Origin of the sequence: Clostridium sp. C2-6-12 (assembly GCF_009928485.1) — a bacterium.
Taxonomy (GTDB): domain Bacteria; phylum Bacillota; class Clostridia; order Clostridiales; family Clostridiaceae; genus Clostridium.
In genome coordinates this window covers 118,211-142,425 of record NZ_JAABNP010000009.1, presented here as the reverse complement: position 1 = coordinate 142,425, position 24,215 = coordinate 118,211, and the positions used below count along the sequence as shown (strand labels likewise).

Here is a 24,215-nt window from a genome sequence, read left to right as displayed (position 1 = left end):
AAAAAGCACAATTAATTTCGTTTTATATTTAACTTTTTTTATATAATTGAAAGTTATTTCTATATATATTATTATTTGTTATAAAAAATCCTATAACCACTTAATTATATCTCGCTTCAAAATTTTGACCTTATCTATTTACTCATGAAAAAAGTACCACCTAAGTGGCACTCCATAATTATCTATATCCATTTTTCTTATCTATTGCTTCATCTTTAATTTCTGTTCTCATACTGCTGAGAGCTTCTTCTCTTCTTTGATTTTTTTCCTTTAAAGTCTCTTTCATTTTAGGATCATCTGTTTTTTCAATCATTTCATCTGCTAATTCACAATTTAAGATAGTTTTATCAATGTTATATTGAATTCTATCTACATTATCTGTCCTATCATCTGGTTTACTCTTCATTTTCATCTCTCCTCTGTTAATAATATTGTTAACCAGTTAATATATAAAAATATTATATTAACGCCATCATCTTATATTATGTTCAAAATTGAGATTTATTATGTGCAAGTACCTAATGTAAAATACCTACAAATAATTAATGGAACAGAAATAATTGCTTCACTAGAGCAATATAGTTAATAACAAACCATAATATCATTTTTAATTTTTTTATGATTTAAACATAAAAAAGCCGTAGTACAACGTACTACGACAATTATGGCAGGGGCAGTAGGATTTGAACCCACAACCAATGGTTTTGGAGACCACTACTCTACCGTTGAGCCATACCCCTAAGGACATTAATCATTATATAACAGATCTATAAATAAAGCAACAATTTTTTTCATTAAAAATGCATTTTTCTACATACTCTTTTCTTTATTATAAATATAGAGGATAAACCTATTGAGATTTATCCTCTATATTTAAACTAATAAATTATGCAAATTGTTATTAAACTGTATTATTCTTAATTAAGTTATAAATAATCACAGCTGCCTCTCCATTGCTTATGATATGGCTTCCATTAAAGTTTCCATTATTATCAGCCTTCATGATATTTAATCCATAACAAATTGCTGCATATCCTTTATAATTTTCTTCCACATTATCTTTAAAAGTATTAATGAATATTTGCGGATGAATTGCTACTTGCTCATGTCCTAAATACCTTACAATATATTTTGCTGCTTCTTGCTTTGAAACAAATGCTTGTGGAGACTTTTCTTCTTTCTTTATAACACCATTTTGAATTAACATATCGTAGAATTCATCATCATTATAGTTATTTTTCATTGGTGAATAAAGATATTTTAGAAAATTAACTTGCGTTATACTTGTATTTGGGTTAAATTTATCCCCTTCAATATAATAGCCATTTTCCAAAAGTTCTTTTACTATCTTTTCAGACCAATGTCCATTTATATCAGTATATTCTGGTAATTTATTTTCCTTATATGCTTGTCCAGTATGATCTAATCTCTTACCACTTACAGGATCAATAATATAATTTTCTTCTGAATTCTTAAAATTATAAACTAATGCTGTTTTTGCTTTATCTACCATAGCATATTGCATTCCAAAAGTTTTTAATTCCTTAAATTTGTTGAATGCAGCTTCTTTAGTCATTCCTTGGTTAATGCTTGGGAATGTAACATTATCATACCAATTGTTATTATATCCTATAACCTTTCCTTTAGTTTTATCAACTTGAACATATAATGAATTACCTGTAAATTCAATTCCATTTACTTGACGAACATAATTGAATGATGCAATATTGCCTTCATCTACTACTGAAATTTTATAAATTATATTTTCGGCTTCTTTATATTTTGTTTGAGCAAATTTGTTAGGAGTTATTTGAGTTAAAAATTTTTCAGCTATATTTTTTGCATTTTCTTTTGAAACAGCATTACCTGAAATATTGTCATATTCATAACAGTGTAAAGCTATTACCTCTCCAGAATTAGCATCTACTTCTCCATAAGCATTATCAAATGAAATATTCCAAACATATTTATTATTTATATAATTCTTATTTAATGTAGCATCTTTAAGCTTCTTATCAGAAGTTATTATATCAGAAGTACTTCTTAGAATACTTTCAGCCTTTTCCTTTGAAATAAAGTTTGAAGCATTTTTAACAGCCTCTGTTTCCTCTTTAGTTAATTCTTCATTCATCTTCGCCATAGTGTTTTGTGTAGCTGCTCCAACAGCAGACTCCTGTTTATCTTTATATACTCTATCATCACTATAAAGTTTTATTATTTCTCCTGTCTTTGCATCAATAGCTTGACTCTTATTGTCAAATATAGAGTATGCTGCGAATACATTCATTTTTTTTTGTTTATAATCATAGTATGAATAATATTTTAAGTTAATACCAAGCTTATCTATATATGCTTTTTCAGCATCTGCTTGAGTAATAGCTTTATCTAAACTAGGATATTCCATACCTTTTATTTCTGGATTGTTTTGATTAAAAGAAGTAACTTCTCCAGTATACTTATTTACGCCTATCCTCACAGTAACAAAGTTAACTGGAACTTCATTCACAAACTTTTGATAAACAAAATTATATTCTTGAGCTGAATAATTGTTAGAATCATCAGCAACCTGTTTCATTTGTGCTGCATATGCTGAAACTGTCTTATTCAAAAATTCATCTGCAGCAATTTTTGCAGTATCTTTTGAAACTTTAGCTAAACCTTTTTTATCAGTATCTCCATCATATTTGTTGTATTCATATAAGACACCATTTTCACCAATTGAAGCCGATACAGATCCGTGATTTCCTTCCTTCTCTGCCCAATTAAGACTCCAAATCCTCACCTTCCCCTCAATGGTATCACGTTCACTAGAATAATGTGTGAAGTCGCTATACTTATCTGGGACTTTTATAATATTTTTTGCGTTTAAAATTGCCTGTTCTAAACCTTTACTATCTTCCTCCGCTCCAAAGGCTGGTACAAATATAGTGAATAAAAATAAACAAGCCATTATTATCCTTGTAAAAAATCCTCTTTTCTTCATATTTACACACCTTCCTTTCACTATCTCCTTATCTATATTTTACATTATTAATATTAGAATGTCTTGAGATTATTAAATAATTTAAATCCCTTTTCAATATTAATACGATTCAATGAAAGCAAATTTTGCATTTTATATTTATTTATTTTTCTGATCAATTTCAACATTTAAAGCTTTGAACTCTTATTGAATAAATTATAATTTTTATAACAAATCAAAAAAGATTAATATTTGCTGAAAGCAAATATTAATCTTTTTTATTTAAATTTTTCCTTAACTCTATGTATTTTTCTAAGGATATATTTCCATAATCCTTTAAAGCTTTTATAAGCTCATCTTCATTTAGTATTCCTAAAAGCTCCATATCTTCATTAAGTATATAAAAACTATTGAATTTATTTTTATCAACTAAAGTTAATACATTCACTAATCCCTTTTTATAATACACAGAAATAGTCTTATTTTCTATGTAATTATGCTTTTTCAATTTTCTTCCCTTGCTAATCATATCTCCCATTATTATATACATAGTTTTTTCTCTTTCTAAAAAAGTAGTATATGTTATTAATACAACAGCAAGAAATAAACTTATATTCTCCTTATGTAAAAACAGGGTTATACAAAACATTATAAACAGTATTCCCGAAAAAATAAAACTTAAAATTTCTGTGATTTTCTTTGATTTTTTATATAAGAATTTCTTTGATAATAATATTTCACATATTCTTGAACCATCTAAAGGATATGCAGGAAGCAGATTAAAAATACCTAAACATAAATTAATCATTATGCTAGCTTGTATAAATTCAAAATCATAATAATTATATATTAAATACATGATCACAGTAATAAAAATGTTAAATAAAGGACCAGCCAAATATACTATTAATTTATTCTTTTCAGTTAGCTCATCAATATTATTTAATTCAGCGTTTAACCCAAATACATTAATATTTAAATTATTAAAACTACACCCAAACTTATTTGCAGTTAATATGTGTGCTACCTCGTGAAGCATTACCCATAAAAAACTTATTAAAGCATAACTTTTTAAATCAATAACCCATACTAATATTGATAACTCCAAAATCAATACTATATACCATTTCTTCATTTCTAACCCCTATAATATTGCTAGAACAAAGTATTTTTTCTATTTTTAATTATTTTTATCATCATTCTTTAAATTCTCCATAAAATTTGCTGCTTTAGCTTTTAAATTTTCTATTTTTAAATCATCTGCTGTAAACTCGCCTATTTTTATATCTTTTCCTTTTAATTTACCTATGTACATTTCATTAAAAGCATCTATAGTTCCATTATAATTAAAGTCCTGCTCTATAGTTCCCTTGCATTTAATATATAATTCTTTAACTTGAGTTGATGGAATATACTTTAGACCAACAAAAAATAATAATAAAATTGTAGCACCCGTTAATTCCGTAATTGCTCTTTTAATTAAGTTCTCTAAAATTTTATCCTTTGATTTCAAATTAGCACCATATCTTGAGCTAATAAAAGCATCAACTTTTTTATCCTTAATAGAAATCTTATTATTTTCACCCTTTACAGTTTTATTAATGTTCTTATAATAACTTTCATAAGCTGATCTATAACTGCTCATTACATACTCCCTTAAATTTATTATCATTAAATTATATTTAAAGTATACTTAAATTATGAGCATAAATTTGCAACAAAAAAAGTGGCTAAGCCACTTTCTTAAAATATTTCATATAGTTTATTATTTTAGAAATGAATCTTCTTCCTTCTCATTCCAACATTTATTACTAAGCCTACAGACATTACTGTAGTAAGAAGAGAGCTTCCTCCATAACTTATGAGCGGAAGAGTAATTCCTGTAATCGGCATTAATCCTATTGTCATTCCTATATTTTGAGATATTGCAAATAAGAAATAAGAAACCATACCAACACATATAACAGAACCAAATATATCTTTTGAAGTTCTTCCTATTGAAATCATCTTAAAAATTAAAAATCCATACATGACTAATAATAAAATTGCTCCTGCAAAGCCCCATTGATCAGCTATTGCAGCAAATATAAAATCTGTTCTAACCTCAGGAACATTTTGTGCTGAATAACTCGTAGTTCCATCGTTTTTCAAAGATGGCCTACTTCCTAAAAGTCCACCTGAACCAATTGCAATTTCAGATTGAGTTAAGTGATAAGTATTAGCATTATCTGCTTCTGGATTTAAGAAGCCTGCAAATCTTGCTTTTTGATATGGTTCTATAAGCCCTGAATTCCAAACTATTACAATTAAAAGAATTAAAGCAGTTAATCCACCACCAATGATCCTCAAATCTAATCCCATAACAAAAAATATTCCAAGAACTATAAAGAAACACACCATACTCATTCCCATATCTGGTTGAGTCACAATGAATAAGACTGGTACAACAGCATAGAAAGCTAATATAAAGAAGTTTTTAACATCATTTATTTTCCCCTCCATCTCCTCAAGGCATTTTCCTAACATTAAAATAATTCCTATTTTAGCAACTTCAGCTGGTTGAAGTTGAAACGATCCAAAACCAATCCATCCTCTTGCACCATTAACAACCATACCTATTCCAGGAATTTTCGCTGCTATTAAAAGCACAACTGAGCCCCAATAAAAAATTGGTACATAATCAAATATTATTTTGTAGTCAATTGCTATTAAAAAATACAACCCAATTAGAGCTAGCCCAAAAGCTATAAGCTGCTTTTTTACAAATAACATACCATTATCTAAACCTTTTGTACAAAGATATATGTTTAATGTGCCATATAAAATCAAAAGAATTAAAGAAATTAATGCAGTCTTATCAATTTCTTTAATTAATCTTGGATCCAATTTAAATTGTTTAAACACTCCTTCACCTCCAAATTAAATATCTATGTTATACACTAACTTATTATTCTTATTTTTAAATTAAAAATAAATTCAGCACAATTTTAATTTAAAATTATTATAGAAAAGCCGTTGCCTTTCCCTACTTAAATGTTAACTGTTAATTTATAATTGTTAACTGAATTAATTATACCTTATTATTACTACATTCTCCATAATAATTATGCTCATCTTGTTAATCATAATAATTTTGTAATAATTAAATAAAACTATCCATAAAGCTTCACAATATGCTTTAACGGACAGTTTTAATACTTAATTTTATTAAATTAACTTTTATCTATGGATATTCTTAATAGGAATATTAGCTATTAAAGCAGAAGTATTTTCTCCCTCTTCATCATCAGTCCTGTTTACAGAAATTTCAACATCTTCCACTTCTATATCTATGTACTTAGAAATTACTTCTAATATTTCTTCTCTTATTTTTTCTATAATATTAGGCGCTATTTCACCTCTGTCATGAATAAGGATTAATTTTAATCTATCTTTTGCAACTTCCTTAGGCGTTGGTTTATTATTCAAACTTTTAAAAAAACCCATTATTTCTCCCTCCATTAATTGCGCTTAAATAGCTTTTTTAATGCTCCAAAGAACCCTTGATTGTCATCTATTTGTAAATTCATTAAAGGAACTTCTTCACCTGTAATTCTTCTTGCAATATTTCTAAATGCTTGTCCAGCATATGCTCCCTCTTCTAATACAATAGGTTCTCCTTTATTCGTTGAAACAGTTACGTTTTTATCGTCTGGCACAACTCCTAACAATTCTATTGAAAGAGTTTCTATAATATCAGCTACATCAAGCATATCACCATTTTTAGTCATTTCATAATTCAATCTATTGATTATTACAGAATGATCTTCTAAGCCTTTTGCATCTAGTTTTCCAATTACTCTATCAGCGTCTCTAACAGATGTAATTTCAGGATTAACAACTATAATTGCTTTATCTGCTCCAACAACTGCATTTTCAAAACCTTGCTCAATACCTGCTGGAGAATCTATTAAAACATAATCAAATTCTTCTTTTAATTCATTTACAATTTTAAGCATATCTTGTGATCTTATATCATCTTTATCCTTTGTTTGAGCTGTAGGTAGAAGACAAAGGTTTGGCAATCTTTTATCCTTTATAAGACCTTGTTTTAATCTACATCTTCCTTCTATAACATCTATTATCGTATAAACTATTCTATTTTCCAATCCTAGTAATACATCTAAATTTCTAAGTCCTGTATCACCATCTATAACAACTACCTTTTTGCCAATTGAAGCTAAAGCAGTTCCTATATTAGCAGTAGTTGTTGTTTTACCAACACCGCCTTTACCTGAAGTTATTACAATAGATACTCCCATTTACAAATCCCTCCGACATTTTAATATATATATTTGTTTGGTAAATATGGTTCAACAATTATTGCCCCATCCTTAATCTTTGCTAGTTCTGGATATCTTGGCTTTTCAACATCATCTGGAGACATTGCTATTACATTTGCAATTGTTAAAATTTCTGGCTGTAATAAGAATGCAGCAATAACTGCTTTTGAATTTCCATTTGTTCCTGCACTTACCTTCCCTCTTATTCTGCCTAAAACAATTACATTTCCTGATGCATAAACTTCTGCACCACTATTTATATCTCCAATAATAACTATATTACCTTGGTACCTAATAGATTGTCCACCTCTAACTGTTTTCCTTATAAATTTTGTCTTTCCTTCTGTTACTCCGGAAAACACCTTTACTTCCTTTTGTGTTTCTTTATTTGCTTCTTTTTCTATATCTTCAAGCACAATATCTTTTAATTCTATTTCACTTAATAAAGTTTCCTTTAAAGCTTCCACTTCTTTTTTATTAATTGAATTTAAATCTATTGCTAAAATTAAAGTTGTCCCTTTATAGAAATGCTTTCCTTTAGAAAGTTTCTTTATCAACGCTTGAAGCATATCTTCAAAGCAGGCAAATTTATTCATATTAATAGTTGTATTTATTCCGTCTTTATTCCCTTTTATTAAAATACCATCATTGTTAAACATTCCCTACCTCCAATAACTTTGCAGGTTAAAACAGCTGTATTCTTCAAAATAGCAGCCTCCTTACGATTATATCATTATAACGGCATTTTTTGTATATATCTTTCAATAATTTTCGATTTTATTTTATTGAAAGCTATTAATATGAGCCTAATTATATAAATGCATAAATTCTTGAATCATATCAATTAACACTATATTAATAAATTAAAAGTCGAGAGCACTTACAGAGTGAATAAATAATAACTAAAGATAAAAAATATATAAATACTATAAATATCCCTAAGAAATTTTGTCCTCAACTCTTAATTCTTAATTGATTTAAACTCTTACTTCAACATAATCTGCTATTTCAATACTATCTTCTCCAACTTCACAATCAACTGCAATTATATTTACTCCTAACTTCTTTGCTCTTCTTAAAGCATCTCCAAATTCCTTATGGGTTTCATCATTAGGTTCAAAATATGAGACGCCCTTCATTTGTATTACAAATACAATGTAAGCTTCATAATCTTCTTTTATGCAATCGCAAAGCTCATTAATATGTTTAACGCCTCTTTCTGTCGGAGCATCTGGAAATCTTACCGCATTATTTTCTTCTAAGGTTACCCCTTTTACTTCAATAAAAATCTTCTTTTCTTTTGTTTCCACATAAAAGTCAAATCTAGATTTTTTATATGTTTTTTCAGGCTTTATCAACGTAACATCCTTAAATAAATTACCTTTTAGTAACCACTCATGAACTACTTTATTAGGAATTTGAGAATCTATATTTATTATTCTGTCACCTTTAATAACACCTATAAGAGAAAATTTTGTTTTTCTTTTTGGATTATCATTTTCCTGCAAAAATACAGTGACACCTGAAATTAACAATTCTTTACATCTCCCAGTATTTTTTACATGACAAATTTCTATTTTTCCATTAACTTCAACATGTGCAATAAATCTATTTGGTCTTTCTATAAATTTTCCTTTTATAATATTTTCATATTTCATTTATTTTTCCTCACAAATCAAGTTATTTAGGATTAATAACTTCTATAATTTTGCTTAATTTAATTTTATTTATACTTCACTTACTAATTTAATGTACCATAAAGAAAATAGCAATCATAGATTTTTATACTCAAATACCAATAAAAAAATATCTCTCTTAGTTTTATAATCAATTTCCAGATTATACACTAAGAGAGATACTTGCTTAAGTGCCACTCACCACTTTATATTTACTTTTTACCAATAGGACAATCTAAAACATATTTTTGGAAGGTCGGAGATTTAGCAGCATAATTTGGATCCTTTAATAATTGATCCTTAAAATATGCTTCATAAACAGCTCTAACTGCTGGTGCAATGCTACTTCCATGTCCTCCATCAAATACTACTGCAACTACAGCTATCTCTGGATCATCCGCTGGAGCATAACTTACGTAAGTCGCATAAGGAGATCTTCCTCTTTCCCTTTGATCTTCGGAAGCATCGGCTGTACCAGTTTTACCTGCTGTTGTTATTGGGAAGCCATCAAATGCAGCTTTTGCAGTACCATCTTCACCATTATTAACAGCCATCATACCTTTTTTAATTGCCTCTGAAGTGCTTTTTGAAAAAGATACTGTATTTAATACTTCAGGTTTAAATTCCTGAACTACATTTCCTTGATTATCTGTAATCTTATCAACTAAATGAAGTTTATATCTAGTTCCTCCATTAGCAAGGGTTGATATATATGATACTAATTGTAATGGAGTGAAAGTGTTCATCCCTTGACCAATTGCTGCATAGACTATTTGAGCTGGTGATTTTATTTGCCCTACTTGGTCATTGATTGTAAACTGTGCTATTGCTTCAGCAACAGCAGAAGCTTGAGCTTCTAAATTTACTTTTCTTCCAGATGCTTCTTCATCTGCAACTCTTTGTTTATAGATATCAGAGTTATCCATTATTGTTTTAACATCTTTTTTGATATCTTTTGCAAATTCATCATGGGTTGCTATTTTAGCAGACTTTACTCCAACTTTATTTAAACTATCTGCTACTTTATCTTTTATAGATTGCTTAGCATTCTTAACTACTTCTTTATCATTATCTGAAACCCTTATATCAAATTTTATAAAAGATTTACCATTATATTCACCTTTATCTTCTAAGGCTTCAACTAAATTATACTTGGAAAAGGCAATAATATTTTCTTTCCATGACTGAAAATTATATACTTGCCCAAACTTTTCACCTATTTCTATTCCAGTTGAAGCTTCTTGATTACTCTTTGGATCACGTCCTAATCCAAACTGCCAAGCATATTTAGCAAGAGCATCTGATGCCTCAGTATAATTGGAAGGTCCACCTGCATTCATATATAGCCTATATCCAGTTTCATAAAAATAATAGTTAATAGATTCTGCTATTGCTCTGGTTAAAGTTGTAGGTCCGGTTGCATTTTCCAATCCTCCTGGGTGAAATTCTGGACCAAAAATTTCTGGATGTTCTTTATATTGACCTTTATCATCTATTACTGTATCAGGATTATTAACTCCTGACTCAAGTCCAGCTAATGCTGTTAGAGGCTTAAAAGTTGACCCTGGTGGAATCTTTGCCATAGTAGCATAATTATACATTGGACTTGGATACAATTCATTACGATCTGACCTGCTATGACCATCTGAATTTAAAGGAAATAAATCATTTACCGTTTTATTTAATCCCATTCTTTGAATAAGTTCTTGCCCAAAAGTATTTAAATCCGGATTAAAATACTGACTATTTTGTTCATCTGTAAGTTGTCCTTGAACAGCAAATAAGTTTGGATTAAAGCTAGGATAGCTTACCAATGATAAAATTCTTCCTGTTTTAACCTCAACTGCAACCAATGCCCCTCTTGTTGCATTTAAATATCTGTACCTCGTAGTAGGATCTGGCGTATTTACTATATTCTTTATACCATCTGCAAAAGCTTGTTCTGATGCATATTGAATACCGCTATCTATTGTAAGATGAACATCCTTCCCCGGATAAGATTCAAGTTTAAATAATTCCTGAGTCTTCGCACCTTGTGAATTAACTTTTATAGTTGTTCCACCTTTTACTCCTTTTAGCTGTTCTTCAAAAGCTGATTCTATTCCACTTATACCAATTAAATCTGATGAAATATCATAGCCTTTAAGTTCATATTTTTCTTTTTGACTATCTGTAACTGATGATACATATCCTAAAACTGAAGCAGCTAAATTATTATTTGGATATTCTCTTATTGGTGTAAGACTAACATCTATTCCTGGTAAATCATATTTTTTTTGAAGCACTATAAGAGAAGTATCCCTTTTAATATTCTCTGCAATAGTTACTGCCCTATATCCTTTAAAACTCTGCATTTTTATAGCATCCTTTATAAGCATATATCTTCTAATATCATTTAATGAATATCCATTTGCCAAAATTAAATCTGTTAGCTCTTTACCTGTCATAGGTGTGTATATCTTAGTTTTTTCTTTTGACTTATAGTCTGAATCTATAAGCTCAATTAAATTATATGACTTAACTAAATCATAAAAAGCTTCTTCTGGTGTTACTTTTAAAAGAGCTTGGTCTAATTGAGTATTTTGAGCATCCGATAACTCTTCAACACCCTTAAACATAGTCTTTCTTAATATATCATTTATTCCTCTATCCTTTTTAAATCTTAATTCTTCTAAATCTTGGGTATCTTTTTGACCACTTTTATACTGAAAATATATCTTATTATTACTATCAATTTTTAAAGCCAAAGTATCCTGAATTTTTTCTCCATTTTCATCTAAAATTTTAAAAAGTTCTTTCATAGTTGAATATAGTTGTTTATCTGCATCATCAGTTTTTGTGTAAGTAATTGTATATGTTTGTTTATTAGTTGCTAGTACATTTCCTTTTTGGTCATAAATCTTACCTCTTGGCGCCTTCTCAGCTACAAACCTTGTTGATGTAACATCAGCTCTTTCTTTATACTCCTCATAGCTATATATCTGTAAATATAACAATCTAAAACTAATAATGCTAAATATTATGCACATAATAATGGATAAAACAGTATATCTAGAACGCTTTTTTTTCTTTTTTATTGTTGGTTTATTTACTATCATTTAAACCTCCATCTTCGTTTTGAATATTCATCATCATAAATATTCATAACTACTCTATAAGCAAAAAACATTATTACACTATTATAAACCGCCATAATAACACTTTTTGATAATTGTATTTTGACATTTACTATATAAAATATAATAAATACCCCCATAAATTTTATCAATGTAAGCATAAAAGCAGAAATTACAGGAATTAATCTCTTATTTTTAACTATTCCAGCTCCAATTTTAGCTGCAAGAAGACATAACAATAAATTCAGCAAAGAATTTACTCCAAAACCATTAAAAAAGAATATATCTTGAAGTATTCCGCTAACAACACCTGCAAATACAGCTTTTTCTTTTCCATTTATCATAGAATAAGCAATAGCTGCTACAAACAATAAACTTGGACAAGCACCATTTATTGAGAAAAAGGGCATTAAAGAGTTATCTAATATAAGTAAAACAATAGAAACTAAAACAATAATAAATTTCTCCATTTGTTTCCCTCTAATTATATTTAATTTCTCTCGTATCTTTTGGAGAGACAATAAATAATTCTTCTAATTTATTAAAATCTACATATGGCTTTACAATTGCATTCTTCATTACTTTTACCTTATCTTCTTCTACTTCAATTACTTCACCAATTCTAATTTCCTTTGGATAAAGCATCCCTACCCCAGAAGTCATTATTACATCGCCTTCTTTAACTTCTGAATCTATTGGAAGATCGTATACTTTAGCTAAGTTTCTATTTTTACTATCTTTGAATCCCTTTATGTATCCTGTAGCATCTCTTGTACTTTCAACCATAACACTTACTGCTATATTTTCATTAACCAATGGTTGTATTATGCTCCAATTACTTCCTACACTCGTTACCTGACCAACTAAACCTTGAGCTGCTATAACAATCATACCTTTTTGTACATTGTCGTTTTTACCTTTATTAACTACATAACCATCTAAAAAGCTTCCGCCACTATGTGATATAATATCACATGCAATATAATTGTAATTATTTCTTTCTTCTGTAAAGTTTAAAACTTGTCTTAATCTATCATTTTCTTCTTTTAAATCTGAATAAGAACTTAATTTACTTTCAAGCTCTTGGTTTTTCTTTATTAACTCTTTGTTTTGTGCTTTTACTTCTGAGAAGTTTAAGAAAAAATCAAGTGTTTCTTTTACTTTATTAGTCCCATTATAAACTATACTTTGCAAAGGATTTAGAGTACTACCGGCACCATTTTCAATAATACTTCTATTTTCTTTCTTGACTGTATAAACTATTAACCCCAAAAAGCCAACTGACAGTACTATAATAGTTACTGCCAGTTTATTCCTAAGAAGCTTCATTTATTAACCTCTTTGATCTCTACTTATTTTATCAAAGTCTTCTAGTGCCTTTCCTGCTCCAAGTACTACACAATCAAGAGGTGCCTCTGCAATATGTACAGGCATGTTTGTTTCTTTGTTTATTAATACATCTAACCCTCTTAAGTAAGCTCCACCACCAGCAAGCATTATTCCTTTTTCCATAATATCTGCTGAAAGCTCAGGTGGTGTTTTTTCTAATGTAGTTTTAATTGATTCTATAATAGCAAATACAGGTTCTTTTAATGCTTCTCTAACTTGAGTTTCTGTAATTTCAACTATTTTTGGAAGTCCTGAAATTAAATCTCTTCCCTTTATTTCCATTATCTTTTCTTCTTCACCAGTTGGATAAGCTGATCCAATTTCCATTTTTACTTGTTCAGCAGTTCTTTCTCCAATCATTAAATTAAATTCTTTCTTTATATAAGAAATTATTGATTGATCTAATTCATCTCCCGCTTTTCTAATAGATTTACTTGTTACTATACCACCTAAAGAAATAACAGCTACTTCTGTAGTACCACCTCCGATATCTACAATCATGCTACCTGTTGGTTCACTAACTGGAAGTCCTGCTCCAATCGCTGCTGCCATTGGTTCTTCCATCAATATAACATCTCTTGCGCCAGAAAGCTTTGTCGCTTCTTCTATAGCTCTCTTTTCAACTTCAGTTATTCCTGAAGGATAGCAAACAATTATTCTTGGATTTTTAAATGCATTTTTAGTTGATACTTTTTCTATTAAATTTTTTAACATTGTTTGTGCTATATCAAAGTCTGCAATTACACCATCTCTAAGTGGTCTTATTGCTACTATATTACCTGGAGTTCTACCGATCATAAGTTTAGCTTCTGATCCAACTGCTAATGTCTTCTTTGTGATAGTATTAACTGCAACAACTGATGGTTCTCTTAAAACAATCCCTTTACCTCTTACATATACAAGGGTATTTGCAGTTCCTAAATCTATCCCCATATCTTTACCTGATCCAAAAAATCCCATTTATTTTTTCCCCTTCCGCATTTTATATTAGCCCTCTTTCTTTAAGGCTAATAAATTTATTATTTCCTATTATAATATGGTCTACTAATTTAATTCCTATTATATTACCACATTCTTTAATTCTTAATGTAATATTTATGTCTTCTTTACTAGGCGTAGGATCGCCTGATGGATGATTATGGCATATAATTATGGATGCACTATTTCTATCTATTGCCTGCTTAAATATTTCTCTTGGATGAACAATTGAAGAATTTAAACTACCTTTGAAAACATCTTTAGTGCCAATAATTATATTTTTTGTACTTAGTAATACTACCTTCAAAACTTCCTGATTAAGCTCACTCATCTCTCCAATAAGGAGTTCTGCTAAGTCTTTAGGAGAATTAATTTTAATAGCTTTTTTCATTGCTTTTAAAGTTTTAAATCTTTTAAACAACTCCGATAAGGCTAAAATCTGAGAAGCCTTCCCTTCTTTTATACCTTTTATAGATGTTATATTATCAAAATTCGCACTAAAAATACCATCTAAGCCATCTAACTCTGATAGGAGTCTTTCGCTTAATTGAAGTACATTTTCACCTTGAATTCCTGTTCTGAGTATTATTGCTAATAATTCAGAATTACTTAAACTCTCAGCTCCATAAGCTAATAATTTTTCTTTAGGTCTTTCATTTTGTGGTATATCCTTAATCCTAAGGCTACTGTTCATGATTTTTTACCTCCACATATATGATTAACCGCATCTCCCTAAAAATTATTGTACTTCTTTTAACATGGCTTTCAATTTGTTCAGTGGAAGACCAACTACATTATAATAACAGCCTTTTATCTCTTCAACAAATATCCCACCCATACCTTGAATTCCATAAGCACCTGCCTTGTCTAAAGGTTCACCTGTCTTTATGTATTCCAGTATTTCCTCATCATTTATTTTAGAAAAAGTTACTTCTGTAGCTAAGCTTTCCTGTCTAACTATTCCTTTAGCAGTATTAATAACCACTATTCCTGAATAAACTAAGTGAGTTCTTCCTTGAAGTGATTTTATAATATTAAAAGCATCTTTTTCATCTTTTGGTTTTCCAAGAATTCTATTGTCTAAACTAACTATAGTATCTGCTGATATTATGATTGAATCCTCATTTAATTTCTTTTGAACATCTAACGCCTTTCCTAAAGCTACGTCTTTAACATATTTGTCTATGGAACCCTCAAAAGGAACCGCACTTTCGTCAAAATCACTGACTATTATATCAAACTCTTTGACTAATCGGCATAAAAGTTCCTGCCTTCTTTCTGAAGCAGACGCTAATACTGTTTTCATTTATTCACATCCTAAAATAAAGAATCTAATGAATATTATTGACAAATAATATTCATTGTAGACATGTTAATTTTTTAACTAAAAAATTATTAATTAAAAAAAGTATAGAAACAATAGATTATCATTTCTATACCATATAGTTTATCATTTAAGATGTTCTTAAACAAGTCTGTTATATTAACTTATAGCTTTTTTTATATAAATGTAATTTTGTTGTAATAATTCTTTATTATTTCTTTAGACATATTTCATATTTAAACATATTTAAAAATTTTAATGCATTTAAGCAATATTCTATTTTTTAATTAACTTGTATAGTTCTTCAAAATTCTTATTATTACCACTCTTATCTATTTCTTCTGGTAATGCTTTTACATAATTATTTATATCTTCAAGCTTTTTAGATTTGACTCCTCCATCATTTATTACCGTATCTGCCCACGTTTTAAATTCTGATGTATTTATGCTTTTGACTTCTTTTTCCTCAAGCTTATTTGAGATTGTTAGCAGTCCATCTATAATTTCTGTTATTTTTTGTGTCTCTAACTTATCACCCTGAATATTTAAACTAACTTTAGCTATATCTATATTATTAGCTTTAAATTCTTGAATTTTCTTAATCCCATCCTCTTCTTTATATATTCCAGCTAATACTCTGTATTTACCTTCATCCTCGACTATGAATGGTTCACAATATTTTGAGATTGAATTTAATAATTCTTTTGCATTTTCTTCTTTAGCATAATATCCACATTGAAGTGCCATAAACTTCTCATCTTGATTTGCATTGTCCGCTTTGCTTGAAGGCTTTAAACTATCTTCTATTTGTTTTTCCTGAAAAGCAAAATTACTCATATATAATCCGCCTCCAATGGATATTAAGGTAATAATTGAAACAGTAAATAGAAACCTTAATTTACTGAATTTTTTATATTCATATCTTGTGTATCTCATATTATACCCCCTTTTTATAATATTATTCCATAACTCCCATACTTATGAATTATGTTAATTTAAATATTATAATTCTATGAATAATTTTAAGGAAGGAGTTAAATTTTCCACACAAAAGTTTGAACGTTAAAGGCAACATTTCACCTCTAAATAGAGTAAATATTAAATCATTACAAATTGAAAAAAGCAAGTAATTTATAACTTCTAAAATCACTTGCTTTTAATATATTAATTTTTACTATATAATTTTCTAATTAACAACTCTTCTAGCCGTTGCATATTTTTGTGAGTAGTATCCATCTGACAAAGAACTTACCATTACAGGCTTTCCTGTTCTTGGTGCATGAATAAATTCACCATTTCCAATATAAATACCAACGTGACTTGTTGAACCTTCTGTATTAAAGAATACTAAATCTCCAGGTTTTAAATCATTTCTGTTTACTTTAGTTCCTTCACCTACTTGAGTATATGTAGTACGCGATAGATTTATTCCAAAATGACTAAATACATATTGAGTTAATCCAGAGCAGTCAAATGCATTTGGTCCTGCCGCTCCATAAACATATGGTTTTCCCAAAAATTTATATGCGTAATTAACAACTTGAATTCCTTTACTAACAGTACCTCTTGAAGGTGTATCTGAACTTCCACTATCTGATGTAACTTGCCCATCTGATGGTGCTTTAATTACTTTAGTTGTCTTTAGTTCGCTAGTCTTAAGTGTAATTCCTTTATTAGGTGTCAATGTAGTATCAGCTTTAGCATTTTGAGTATTAATAAGGCATGCTCCTGTGAAAATCAAAGCGCCAACTATGCATTTTATTAGCATACTTGTTTTATTTCTCATATTCTATTTCCTCTCCATAACCTAATTGTAATTATTACAGAAAACATTTTCATTTCTGTGTAAACCATTGTGTAAATTTTCAACACTTTCTTAGTATATTAATAAGTTGGATATAGGTCAAATTATTGGAACTTTTTATTTTTCATTCTATTTAAAATATCTTTTTTATTCTCAATATCCCTCTTTTTTTCACCCTCTTACTCTTATTTTGCATTTTTATGACTTTTATTTCCCACAATATATTACTCTAAATCCTTATTATATACTAATTTTCCTCTATGCATAAAATATAAAAATGACAAATAATTTTATTAAAATACTGTTTAACATAAAAAGAAAACCTGAGCAGCATGAATTTACGCTCAGGTTTCTCGTCTATGCCTGTAATAATATAAACTTATTTATTCCAGTTCTAAATGAACAAAGTTGTTCACCTCTAAAATAGACAACTTTGCACTATTAACTATTAACTGACTTAAGTACTTCTAATAAATATTCATAACATCTGCGTACTGAAGAAATACTCATATGTTCATTTGGAGTGTGTATATCTATTATATCAGGGCCAAAGCTTATCATATCTAAATCCCCTAGTTTTTCTTCAAGTATTCCGCACTCAACTCCAGCATGAATTGCAACTATTTCTGGTTCTCTTCCATCGTACATTCTAGAATATACTTCCTTGCATATATCTCTTACTTTGGAATCAGCTCTATATGGCCATGCTGGATATCCTGCATTGGCTGTATATGATCCACCTAAAATTTCTGTTATGCATTTAATTCTTTCTACAATTTCTTCTCTTAGAGAAAATACAGAACTTCTTACTGCGCTGTCAAATTCTACTTCATTTTCAGTAGTTGTTACCACTCCAAGATTAGTTGAACTTTCTGTTAATCCTTCTATATCTGCACTCATTGTATTAACTCCATTTGGATACATATATAATAAGTTAATCACTTTTGATGTAGTTTCAGCAGAAAATACCTTTTCCACATTTTTTTCTAATGCTGCAAGAGTAATATTTAAATCTGGATCTTTCTTTCTAAATTCATTTTTTATCTCTTCACTTACTTTTGTTTTTAACTCCATCAACTTGCTTTCATCTTTAGAGTCAATTACCAAAACAGCTTCTGCTTCTCTTGGGATAGCATTATTTTTTGAACCTCCATCTAATGAAGCTAAATTAAATTCTATTTCTTTAGAAATTTCCTTTAATAATCTTCCCATTAATTTATTTGAATTTCCTTTCTCCAAATGAATATCTGTACCAGAGTGTCCGCCCTTTAACCCTTTTATAGAAAGCATAAATTCCTTAGTATCAGCTTTCTTATTATTCCATTGAATTGGAAGACTTGATTTTGTTCTAATTCCCCCTGCACAGCTTACTAAAAGTTTTCCTTCTTCTTCTGAATCAACATTTAAAACAATTTTACCACTAAGATGCTCTGGATGAATTGCAAGCGCCCCGCTCATACCTGCTTCTTCATCTGAAGTTATTAAAACTTCAATCGGAGGATGTTCTAAAGTCTTATCCTCTAGTATTGCCATTGCATAAGCAACTGCTATTCCATCATCTCCCCCAAGAGTAGTTTTATCTGCATATATATAATCTCCATCAACAATTAGCTTGATAGGATCCTTAGTAAAATCATGAACTTTATCCCCGTTCTTTTCACACACCATATCCATATGGCCTTGAATTATAACCACAGGAGCATTTTCATGTCCCTTTGAAGCAGGCTTTTTAATAATTACATTTAAAGCTTCATCTTGGATAGTTTCTAAACCCAAACTTTTTCCAAACTTGATTAAATAATCACTTATTTCTTTTTCATTTCCTGAGCCTCTTGGAATTTTACTTATTTCTTGGAAATGATAAAAAACTCTTTCCTCTGTAATTTTCTCTAAATTTTTCATACTTTACTCTTCCTTTCGTCAAATATGTGATAAAATATCATTATACATATCTTTTTTCTTAGTTTATCATAAAATACTAATTAATTATTTAAATTTTTGTTATTTTATGATTTATATTTTACACACTATAAGTATAATGTATAAAATTTTAATGTGAGGTGTCTATATGCAAAAAACGAAAATGATTTTTACTATTGGTCCAGCAAGTGACAATGAGGAAACTTTAAGAAAGTTCATTGAAATTGGAATGAGCGCAGCAAGATTAAACTTTTCTCATGGTACACACGAATCACATGCAGAAAAAATTGAATTAATCCAACGTATACGTAAGGAAATGAATTCTGCAACAGCAATTGTCCTAGACATAAAAGGGCCAAAAATCAGAACACATAACTTTGTTAACGATGGAGTAACTCTTCATGAAGGAGATAATTTTGATTTCATTTGTGGAGAAGAAATTCTTGGTGATGAAAAGAGATGTTCTATTTCATATGATGTTCTTTATCAAGACATAAAAGTTGGTGGAAAAATTCTTGTTGATGATGGTTTATTAAAATTTAAAGTTACTGGTGTTGATGGAAAAACTATTCATACAACAGTAGTAGTTGGTGGTGAAATTAAGAATCATAAAGGTGTTAATGTACCTAATGTAGTAATTAAATTACCATCTATCACAGAAAAAGATATTGAAGATATTAAATTCGGATGTAAAATGGGTGTTGACTTTATAGCTGCTTCTTTCATCAGAAAAGCTAGTGATGTTTTAGATGTAAAGAAAGTATTAAAAGAAAATCACGGTGAACATATAAAAGTAATCGCTAAGATAGAAAACCAAGAAGGTGTAGATAATATGGATTCTATAATCCAAGTAACTGACGCTGTAATGGTTGCCAGAGGCGATATGGGTGTTGAGATTCCAATTCAAAGAGTTCCAATAATCCAAAAACAAATCATCAAAAAATGTAATGAAGCTGGTAAAGTTGTAATAACTGCAACTCAAATGCTTGATTCAATGATCAGAAATTCACTTCCAACTAGAGCAGAAGCAAGTGATATCTGCAACGCTATCTTTGACGGTACTGATGCAATAATGCTAAGTGGTGAAAGTGCTTCTGGTTTATTCCCTATAGAAGCTGCAAAAACAATGTCAAAAATAGCTCAAGAAGCCGAAGAATATTTAGATTATGATCATTTAACTTCAAAACTTAGAGATCCATCTCTTAATGATTATGCATCTGCAATAAGCTATTCAGCTTGTAGAACTGCAAACATGTTACATGCAAAAGCTATTGTTGCTGCTACAAAGAGTGGTGCAACTGCTAGAATACTTTCTAGATATAGAGTTAAAGCTCCAATTATAGCTATAACTCCTTATGATCAAGTAAGAAGAGGATTAAACTTAAACTTCGGTATATGCCCTATAAAATGTGAAATGTTCAACACAACAGATCAAATCTTAGAAGAAGCTAAAAACACGCTTCATAAATTAGGTTTAACTCAACCTGGAGATGACATAATAGTTGCTGCTGGAATGCCAACAACTCATACTGGCGGAACTAATATGTTAAAGATAGAAAAAATTTAATTCAATAAATAGTTCTGAATTGTAAGTTCAGAGTTTAGGTTCAATTTCCTTTGGAAATTGTATAATACAAAAAAGAATGTAGCTGGATTTGTTTAATCAAACCCAGCTACATTCTTTTTTGCATTATTTGATGATATATTATAAAAAAGCACTGTCAATTAAATTCATTTGATTGACAGTGCCTTAATTCTTATTTATTTCCAAGTCCGTAGGACTTTGTTCCTCAACTCATAACTCTTAACTTTAAATTGTTAATCAAACTTAAATCCTTTTAATAAATCACCTAAAGATGTTCCTGCTTCCTCATCCTCGTTATCAACGTAATTAAGGTATTCTCTATCTGGCTCCACAGTATCTTTAATGCTTAAAGCAATTTTCTTTTGTTCTCTATCAAAATTTAATACCTTTACTTTTACCTTTTGATTTAGTTCTAATACATCTGCTGGCTTTGTTATATGTTCATCAGTAATTTCTGATATATGTACTAACCCTTCTATTCCATCAAATAATTCAACAAAAGCTCCAAAAGAAGTAAGTCTAACCACTTTTCCTTCTATTATATCGCCTTCTTTAATATTTCCGCCATGAACTGTCCATGGTTCTTTAGCTACATCCTTTAATATTAAAGATAATCTTTCTTTTTCTTTATCTACACTTCCTATGAATACTTCTACTTTATCGCCTTCTTTAACCACATCTTCTGCTCTATTTACTCTTTCCCAAGATAAGTCTGAAAGATGAATTAATCCTTCTACTCCACCAATGTCAACAAAAGCTCCAAATTTAACAAGCTTTTTTACAACCCCTTGTCTTTTTTCACCTTCTTTTAAAGTATCCCATATAGCTTTTTTATTTTTATTGTACTCCTCTTCTTCAAGTACTCTTCTTGAACCTACAACTTTATTATTGTTAAAATCTAATTCTGTAATTTTAATTTCAAGTTCTTTTCCAATTAAAGTGCTTAGCTCTATTCTTTCTCTACTTGCAAGAGAACCTGGAATAAATACTCTTATATTACCATAATAAGCAATTACTCCGCCTTTAGTTTCTTCTTTAACTTTAACTATAATATTTTTTTGTTCCTTAAAGGCTTTTTTTACATCTTCTTTTTCTTTAATTGCTAAAACCCTTACTAATGAAAGTTCAACATAACCTTCTCCATCATTTGGAGATAAAACATAAACATCTATCTCATCATCTTTTTTAACTACTTCTCTAGGATCTCTTCCATCTGATGATAATTCTTCCTTAGATATTAACCCATCAAAAGCATAGTTTATATTAACAGAAACTTCTTTATCATTTACCTCAATAACTCTGCCTTTTAATATTTCTCCCCTGTTTAACTTCTTTACATCATAATCTTTTAAAAAATCGCCCATGCTGCCTTGTAATTCTTCATTAGACATCAAAAATCACTCCTTAAATTATAAATAAATTCTACCTATAATATTAATCTAATAAAAACGTTTATACAAGTACATTAATGTACTATAATATACTTATAAGGAAATTTATTTCAAGTAATTATATATTAACTATAAACAATGCAAATAAAGCAGTATTGAATAACTCTTAAAGGATTAGATAAAACTATTAAACGTTAGTTTTTCAAACCTTTAATTGTGATATTTTATTCTAATCGTCGTTTTTGATGTTTTTTAAGCTTTTTTAAACATTGTTTATAGATCTTCTTTTATATATAATAAATACATAATCTTTTAAGGGGTGATCACTATTCATGGGATTAAGAAAAAATATGTTTTAACCATATTTTTAACATTTATTTTTACATTTTCAAATTTACCCTTAGATGCTTTATTCAGTACAGGTATAATTACCTCTGATACTACTACTGTGGCCTATGCAAAATCCAGTGGAGGTGGAAGCAGATCTAGTTCTAGTAGTAAATCAAGTGGGAGTTCAAGTTCAAAGAGTGGATTTAGTTCTGGTTCTGTAAGTGGTTCAAAGAGTAAACCTTCTAGCAGTACCTCTTCAGAGTCCAGCAGTAGCTCCAAAAGTGCTGAAGGCTTTAAATCAGGTGATTTTTCAAGTGGTAGCAACAGTTCGAAGACAACCCCTAATTCGAGTTCTTCTTCAGAATCAAGTTCAAGTTCTGATTCTAGTTCAACTTCTGATTCTGGCTCAACTCAAAAAAGTGCTGGTGCTTCAGCAGGATTTAAAAGCGGTTCATATTCCACAACGGACAAGAATAAATCACAAGACTCCTCGAGTACCACAAATAACAATTCGGGAAGCAATACAAATGATAATAAAAGCAGTAATACACAAAACTATAATACGGGCTCAAGCCGTAGTTCCTTCTTCCCATTCTTCTTTGGAGGCTGGGGTGGTGGCTTCTACAGACCATTTTACTTTGGTTCCGCTTCTAGCTCAATAATTAATGCTTTAGTTTTGTTAGTAATATTTGCGATAGCAATATTCTTAATAAAAATATATTTAAATAAAAAGAGAAAATAAAAATTTTTGGAGGTATTAACATGGGAATTTTTACAAGAATGTCAAATATGATTAAAGGAAAAGTAAATGCTACATTAGATGAAATGGAGAATCCAGTAGAGCTATTAGATCAAAAATTAAGAGATATGGACGAGCAATTTAATAAAGCTAAATTAAGTTCAGCTCAAATTTTAGGTAATGTTCATGAAATTGAAAAGAAATTAACTCTTGCAAAAAAAGAATCTGAAGATTATGACCAAAAAGTAAAATTAGCTTTAAGTAAAGGAAATGAAGATCTAGCTAAAAGAGCTTTGGCTAAAAAGGTTGAAACTGATAAAAAGGTAACATCCCTTCAAGCAAGTTATGATAATGCAAAAACTCAAGCAGATACAATCAAAGCAAACCTTCGTGCTTTAGAAGAAGAAATTACAAAGACTAGAAACTACAGAGATGAAGCTGCTGCAAGATTTGCAAATGCTGAAGCTTCTCAAAAAGTAAATGAAGTTCTTGCAAATGTACAAACTAAGAGTAACTCAATTCAAATTGATAGTATTGAAAGAAAAATTCAAAGAAAAGAATCACTTGCTCAAGGTTTAGGTGAATTAAGAAACGTCGATAATTTTGAAAGTGAATTCGAAAAATTAGACGAAGTTGATTTAGATCTTGAATTAGCAAAATATAAATCTAATAACTAGGT

General features: G+C 29.3%; 22 protein-coding genes and 1 tRNA gene. 3 read left to right on the top strand and 20 right to left on the bottom strand.

Going from position 1 to position 24,215, the window contains the following annotated elements:
* Positions 1–178 precede the first annotated feature (178 nt).
* The 19 genes from tlp to GXK56_RS09725 form a co-directional block, all read right to left on the bottom strand.
* Positions 179–406, bottom strand: coding sequence for a small acid-soluble spore protein Tlp (gene tlp, locus GXK56_RS09815; RefSeq protein WP_160687277.1), 228 nt, complete (start codon positions 404–406; stop codon positions 179–181).
* Positions 407–665: 259 nt separating this feature from the next.
* Positions 666–740: transfer RNA gene (locus GXK56_RS09810), tRNA-Trp, on the bottom strand.
* Positions 741–901: 161 nt separating this feature from the next.
* Positions 902–2,983, bottom strand: a complete 2,082-nt coding sequence (locus tag GXK56_RS09805; RefSeq protein ID WP_160687276.1) for a YcdB/YcdC domain-containing protein — start codon at positions 2,981–2,983, stop codon at positions 902–904.
* Positions 2,984–3,230: 247 nt separating this feature from the next.
* Positions 3,231–4,097 (bottom strand): site-2 protease family protein, encoded by an 867-nt coding sequence (locus tag GXK56_RS09800; protein WP_160687275.1) that lies wholly within the window; start codon positions 4,095–4,097, stop codon positions 3,231–3,233.
* A 45-nt stretch (positions 4,098–4,142) separates the two neighbouring features.
* Complete coding sequence (locus GXK56_RS09795; RefSeq protein WP_160687274.1) at positions 4,143–4,607, bottom strand: hypothetical protein; 465 nt, start codon at positions 4,605–4,607, stop codon at positions 4,143–4,145.
* A 125-nt stretch (positions 4,608–4,732) separates the two neighbouring features.
* Positions 4,733–5,866, bottom strand: a complete 1,134-nt coding sequence (locus tag GXK56_RS09790) for an FtsW/RodA/SpoVE family cell cycle protein (RefSeq protein ID WP_160687273.1) — start codon at positions 5,864–5,866, stop codon at positions 4,733–4,735.
* A 315-nt stretch (positions 5,867–6,181) separates the two neighbouring features.
* Positions 6,182–6,448 (bottom strand): cell division topological specificity factor MinE, encoded by a 267-nt coding sequence (gene minE, locus GXK56_RS09785; protein ID WP_160687272.1) that lies wholly within the window; start codon positions 6,446–6,448, stop codon positions 6,182–6,184.
* Between the two features lie 14 nt (positions 6,449–6,462).
* A complete protein-coding gene (gene minD / locus GXK56_RS09780; protein ID WP_160687271.1) occupies positions 6,463–7,263 on the bottom strand; it encodes a septum site-determining protein MinD in 801 nt (266 codons plus the stop codon).
* 20 nt (positions 7,264–7,283) lie between these two features.
* The gene (gene minC, locus GXK56_RS09775) at positions 7,284–7,943 is read right to left on the bottom strand and encodes a septum site-determining protein MinC (RefSeq protein WP_160687270.1); all 660 of its coding nucleotides are present in this window, start codon (positions 7,941–7,943) and stop codon (positions 7,284–7,286) included.
* Between the two features lie 318 nt (positions 7,944–8,261).
* Complete coding sequence (gene sfsA / locus GXK56_RS09770; protein ID WP_160687269.1) at positions 8,262–8,942, bottom strand: DNA/RNA nuclease SfsA; 681 nt, start codon at positions 8,940–8,942, stop codon at positions 8,262–8,264.
* A 230-nt stretch (positions 8,943–9,172) separates the two neighbouring features.
* The gene (locus GXK56_RS09765; RefSeq protein ID WP_160687268.1) at positions 9,173–12,058 is read right to left on the bottom strand and encodes a penicillin-binding transpeptidase domain-containing protein; all 2,886 of its coding nucleotides are present in this window, start codon (positions 12,056–12,058) and stop codon (positions 9,173–9,175) included.
* On the bottom strand, positions 12,055–12,546 hold the full coding sequence (gene mreD, locus GXK56_RS09760) for a rod shape-determining protein MreD (protein WP_160687267.1): 492 nt from the start codon (positions 12,544–12,546) through the stop codon (positions 12,055–12,057). The genes GXK56_RS09765 and mreD overlap by 4 nt, the downstream gene beginning before the upstream one ends.
* Positions 12,547–12,556: 10 nt before the next feature.
* Positions 12,557–13,405 carry a rod shape-determining protein MreC gene (gene mreC, locus GXK56_RS09755; RefSeq protein WP_160687266.1) on the bottom strand — a complete coding sequence of 283 codons (849 nt, stop codon included), beginning with the start codon at positions 13,403–13,405 and terminating at the stop codon, positions 12,557–12,559.
* Positions 13,406–13,408: 3 nt separating this feature from the next.
* Positions 13,409–14,425 (bottom strand): rod shape-determining protein, encoded by a 1,017-nt coding sequence (locus GXK56_RS09750; RefSeq protein ID WP_160687265.1) that lies wholly within the window; start codon positions 14,423–14,425, stop codon positions 13,409–13,411.
* A 22-nt stretch (positions 14,426–14,447) separates the two neighbouring features.
* Positions 14,448–15,137 (bottom strand): DNA repair protein RadC, encoded by a 690-nt coding sequence (gene radC, locus GXK56_RS09745; RefSeq protein ID WP_160687264.1) that lies wholly within the window; start codon positions 15,135–15,137, stop codon positions 14,448–14,450.
* A 45-nt stretch (positions 15,138–15,182) separates the two neighbouring features.
* Entirely contained in the window at positions 15,183–15,749 is a 567-nt protein-coding gene (locus tag GXK56_RS09740; protein WP_160687263.1) for a Maf-like protein, read from the bottom strand.
* Between the two features lie 294 nt (positions 15,750–16,043).
* Complete coding sequence (locus tag GXK56_RS09735) at positions 16,044–16,703, bottom strand: SPOR domain-containing protein (RefSeq protein ID WP_160687262.1); 660 nt, start codon at positions 16,701–16,703, stop codon at positions 16,044–16,046.
* A 250-nt stretch (positions 16,704–16,953) separates the two neighbouring features.
* The gene (locus GXK56_RS09730) at positions 16,954–17,553 is read right to left on the bottom strand and encodes a C40 family peptidase (protein ID WP_160687261.1); all 600 of its coding nucleotides are present in this window, start codon (positions 17,551–17,553) and stop codon (positions 16,954–16,956) included.
* Positions 17,554–18,012: 459 nt separating this feature from the next.
* Positions 18,013–19,473 carry an aminoacyl-histidine dipeptidase gene (locus GXK56_RS09725; RefSeq protein ID WP_160687260.1) on the bottom strand — a complete coding sequence of 487 codons (1,461 nt, stop codon included), beginning with the start codon at positions 19,471–19,473 and terminating at the stop codon, positions 18,013–18,015.
* A 166-nt stretch (positions 19,474–19,639) separates the two neighbouring features.
* Here GXK56_RS09725 and pyk point away from each other — a divergent pair, with 166 nt between their 5' ends.
* On the top strand, positions 19,640–21,058 hold the full coding sequence (gene pyk / locus GXK56_RS09720) for a pyruvate kinase (protein ID WP_160687259.1): 1,419 nt from the start codon (positions 19,640–19,642) through the stop codon (positions 21,056–21,058).
* 251 nt (positions 21,059–21,309) lie between these two features.
* Here pyk and rpsA read toward each other — a convergent pair whose 3' ends face one another.
* Entirely contained in the window at positions 21,310–22,467 is a 1,158-nt protein-coding gene (gene rpsA, locus GXK56_RS09715) for a 30S ribosomal protein S1 (protein ID WP_160687258.1), read from the bottom strand.
* Positions 22,468–22,915: 448 nt separating this feature from the next.
* On the opposite strand from rpsA, the gene GXK56_RS09710 reads away from it, so the two are divergent.
* Positions 22,916–23,539: a hypothetical protein gene (locus GXK56_RS09710; RefSeq protein WP_243156074.1), complete on the top strand. Its 624-nt coding sequence runs from the start codon at positions 22,916–22,918 to the stop codon at positions 23,537–23,539.
* A gap of 20 nt (positions 23,540–23,559) precedes the next feature.
* Positions 23,560–24,213, top strand: coding sequence for a PspA/IM30 family protein (locus GXK56_RS09705; RefSeq protein WP_160687256.1), 654 nt, complete (start codon positions 23,560–23,562; stop codon positions 24,211–24,213).
* Positions 24,214–24,215 lie beyond the last annotated feature (2 nt).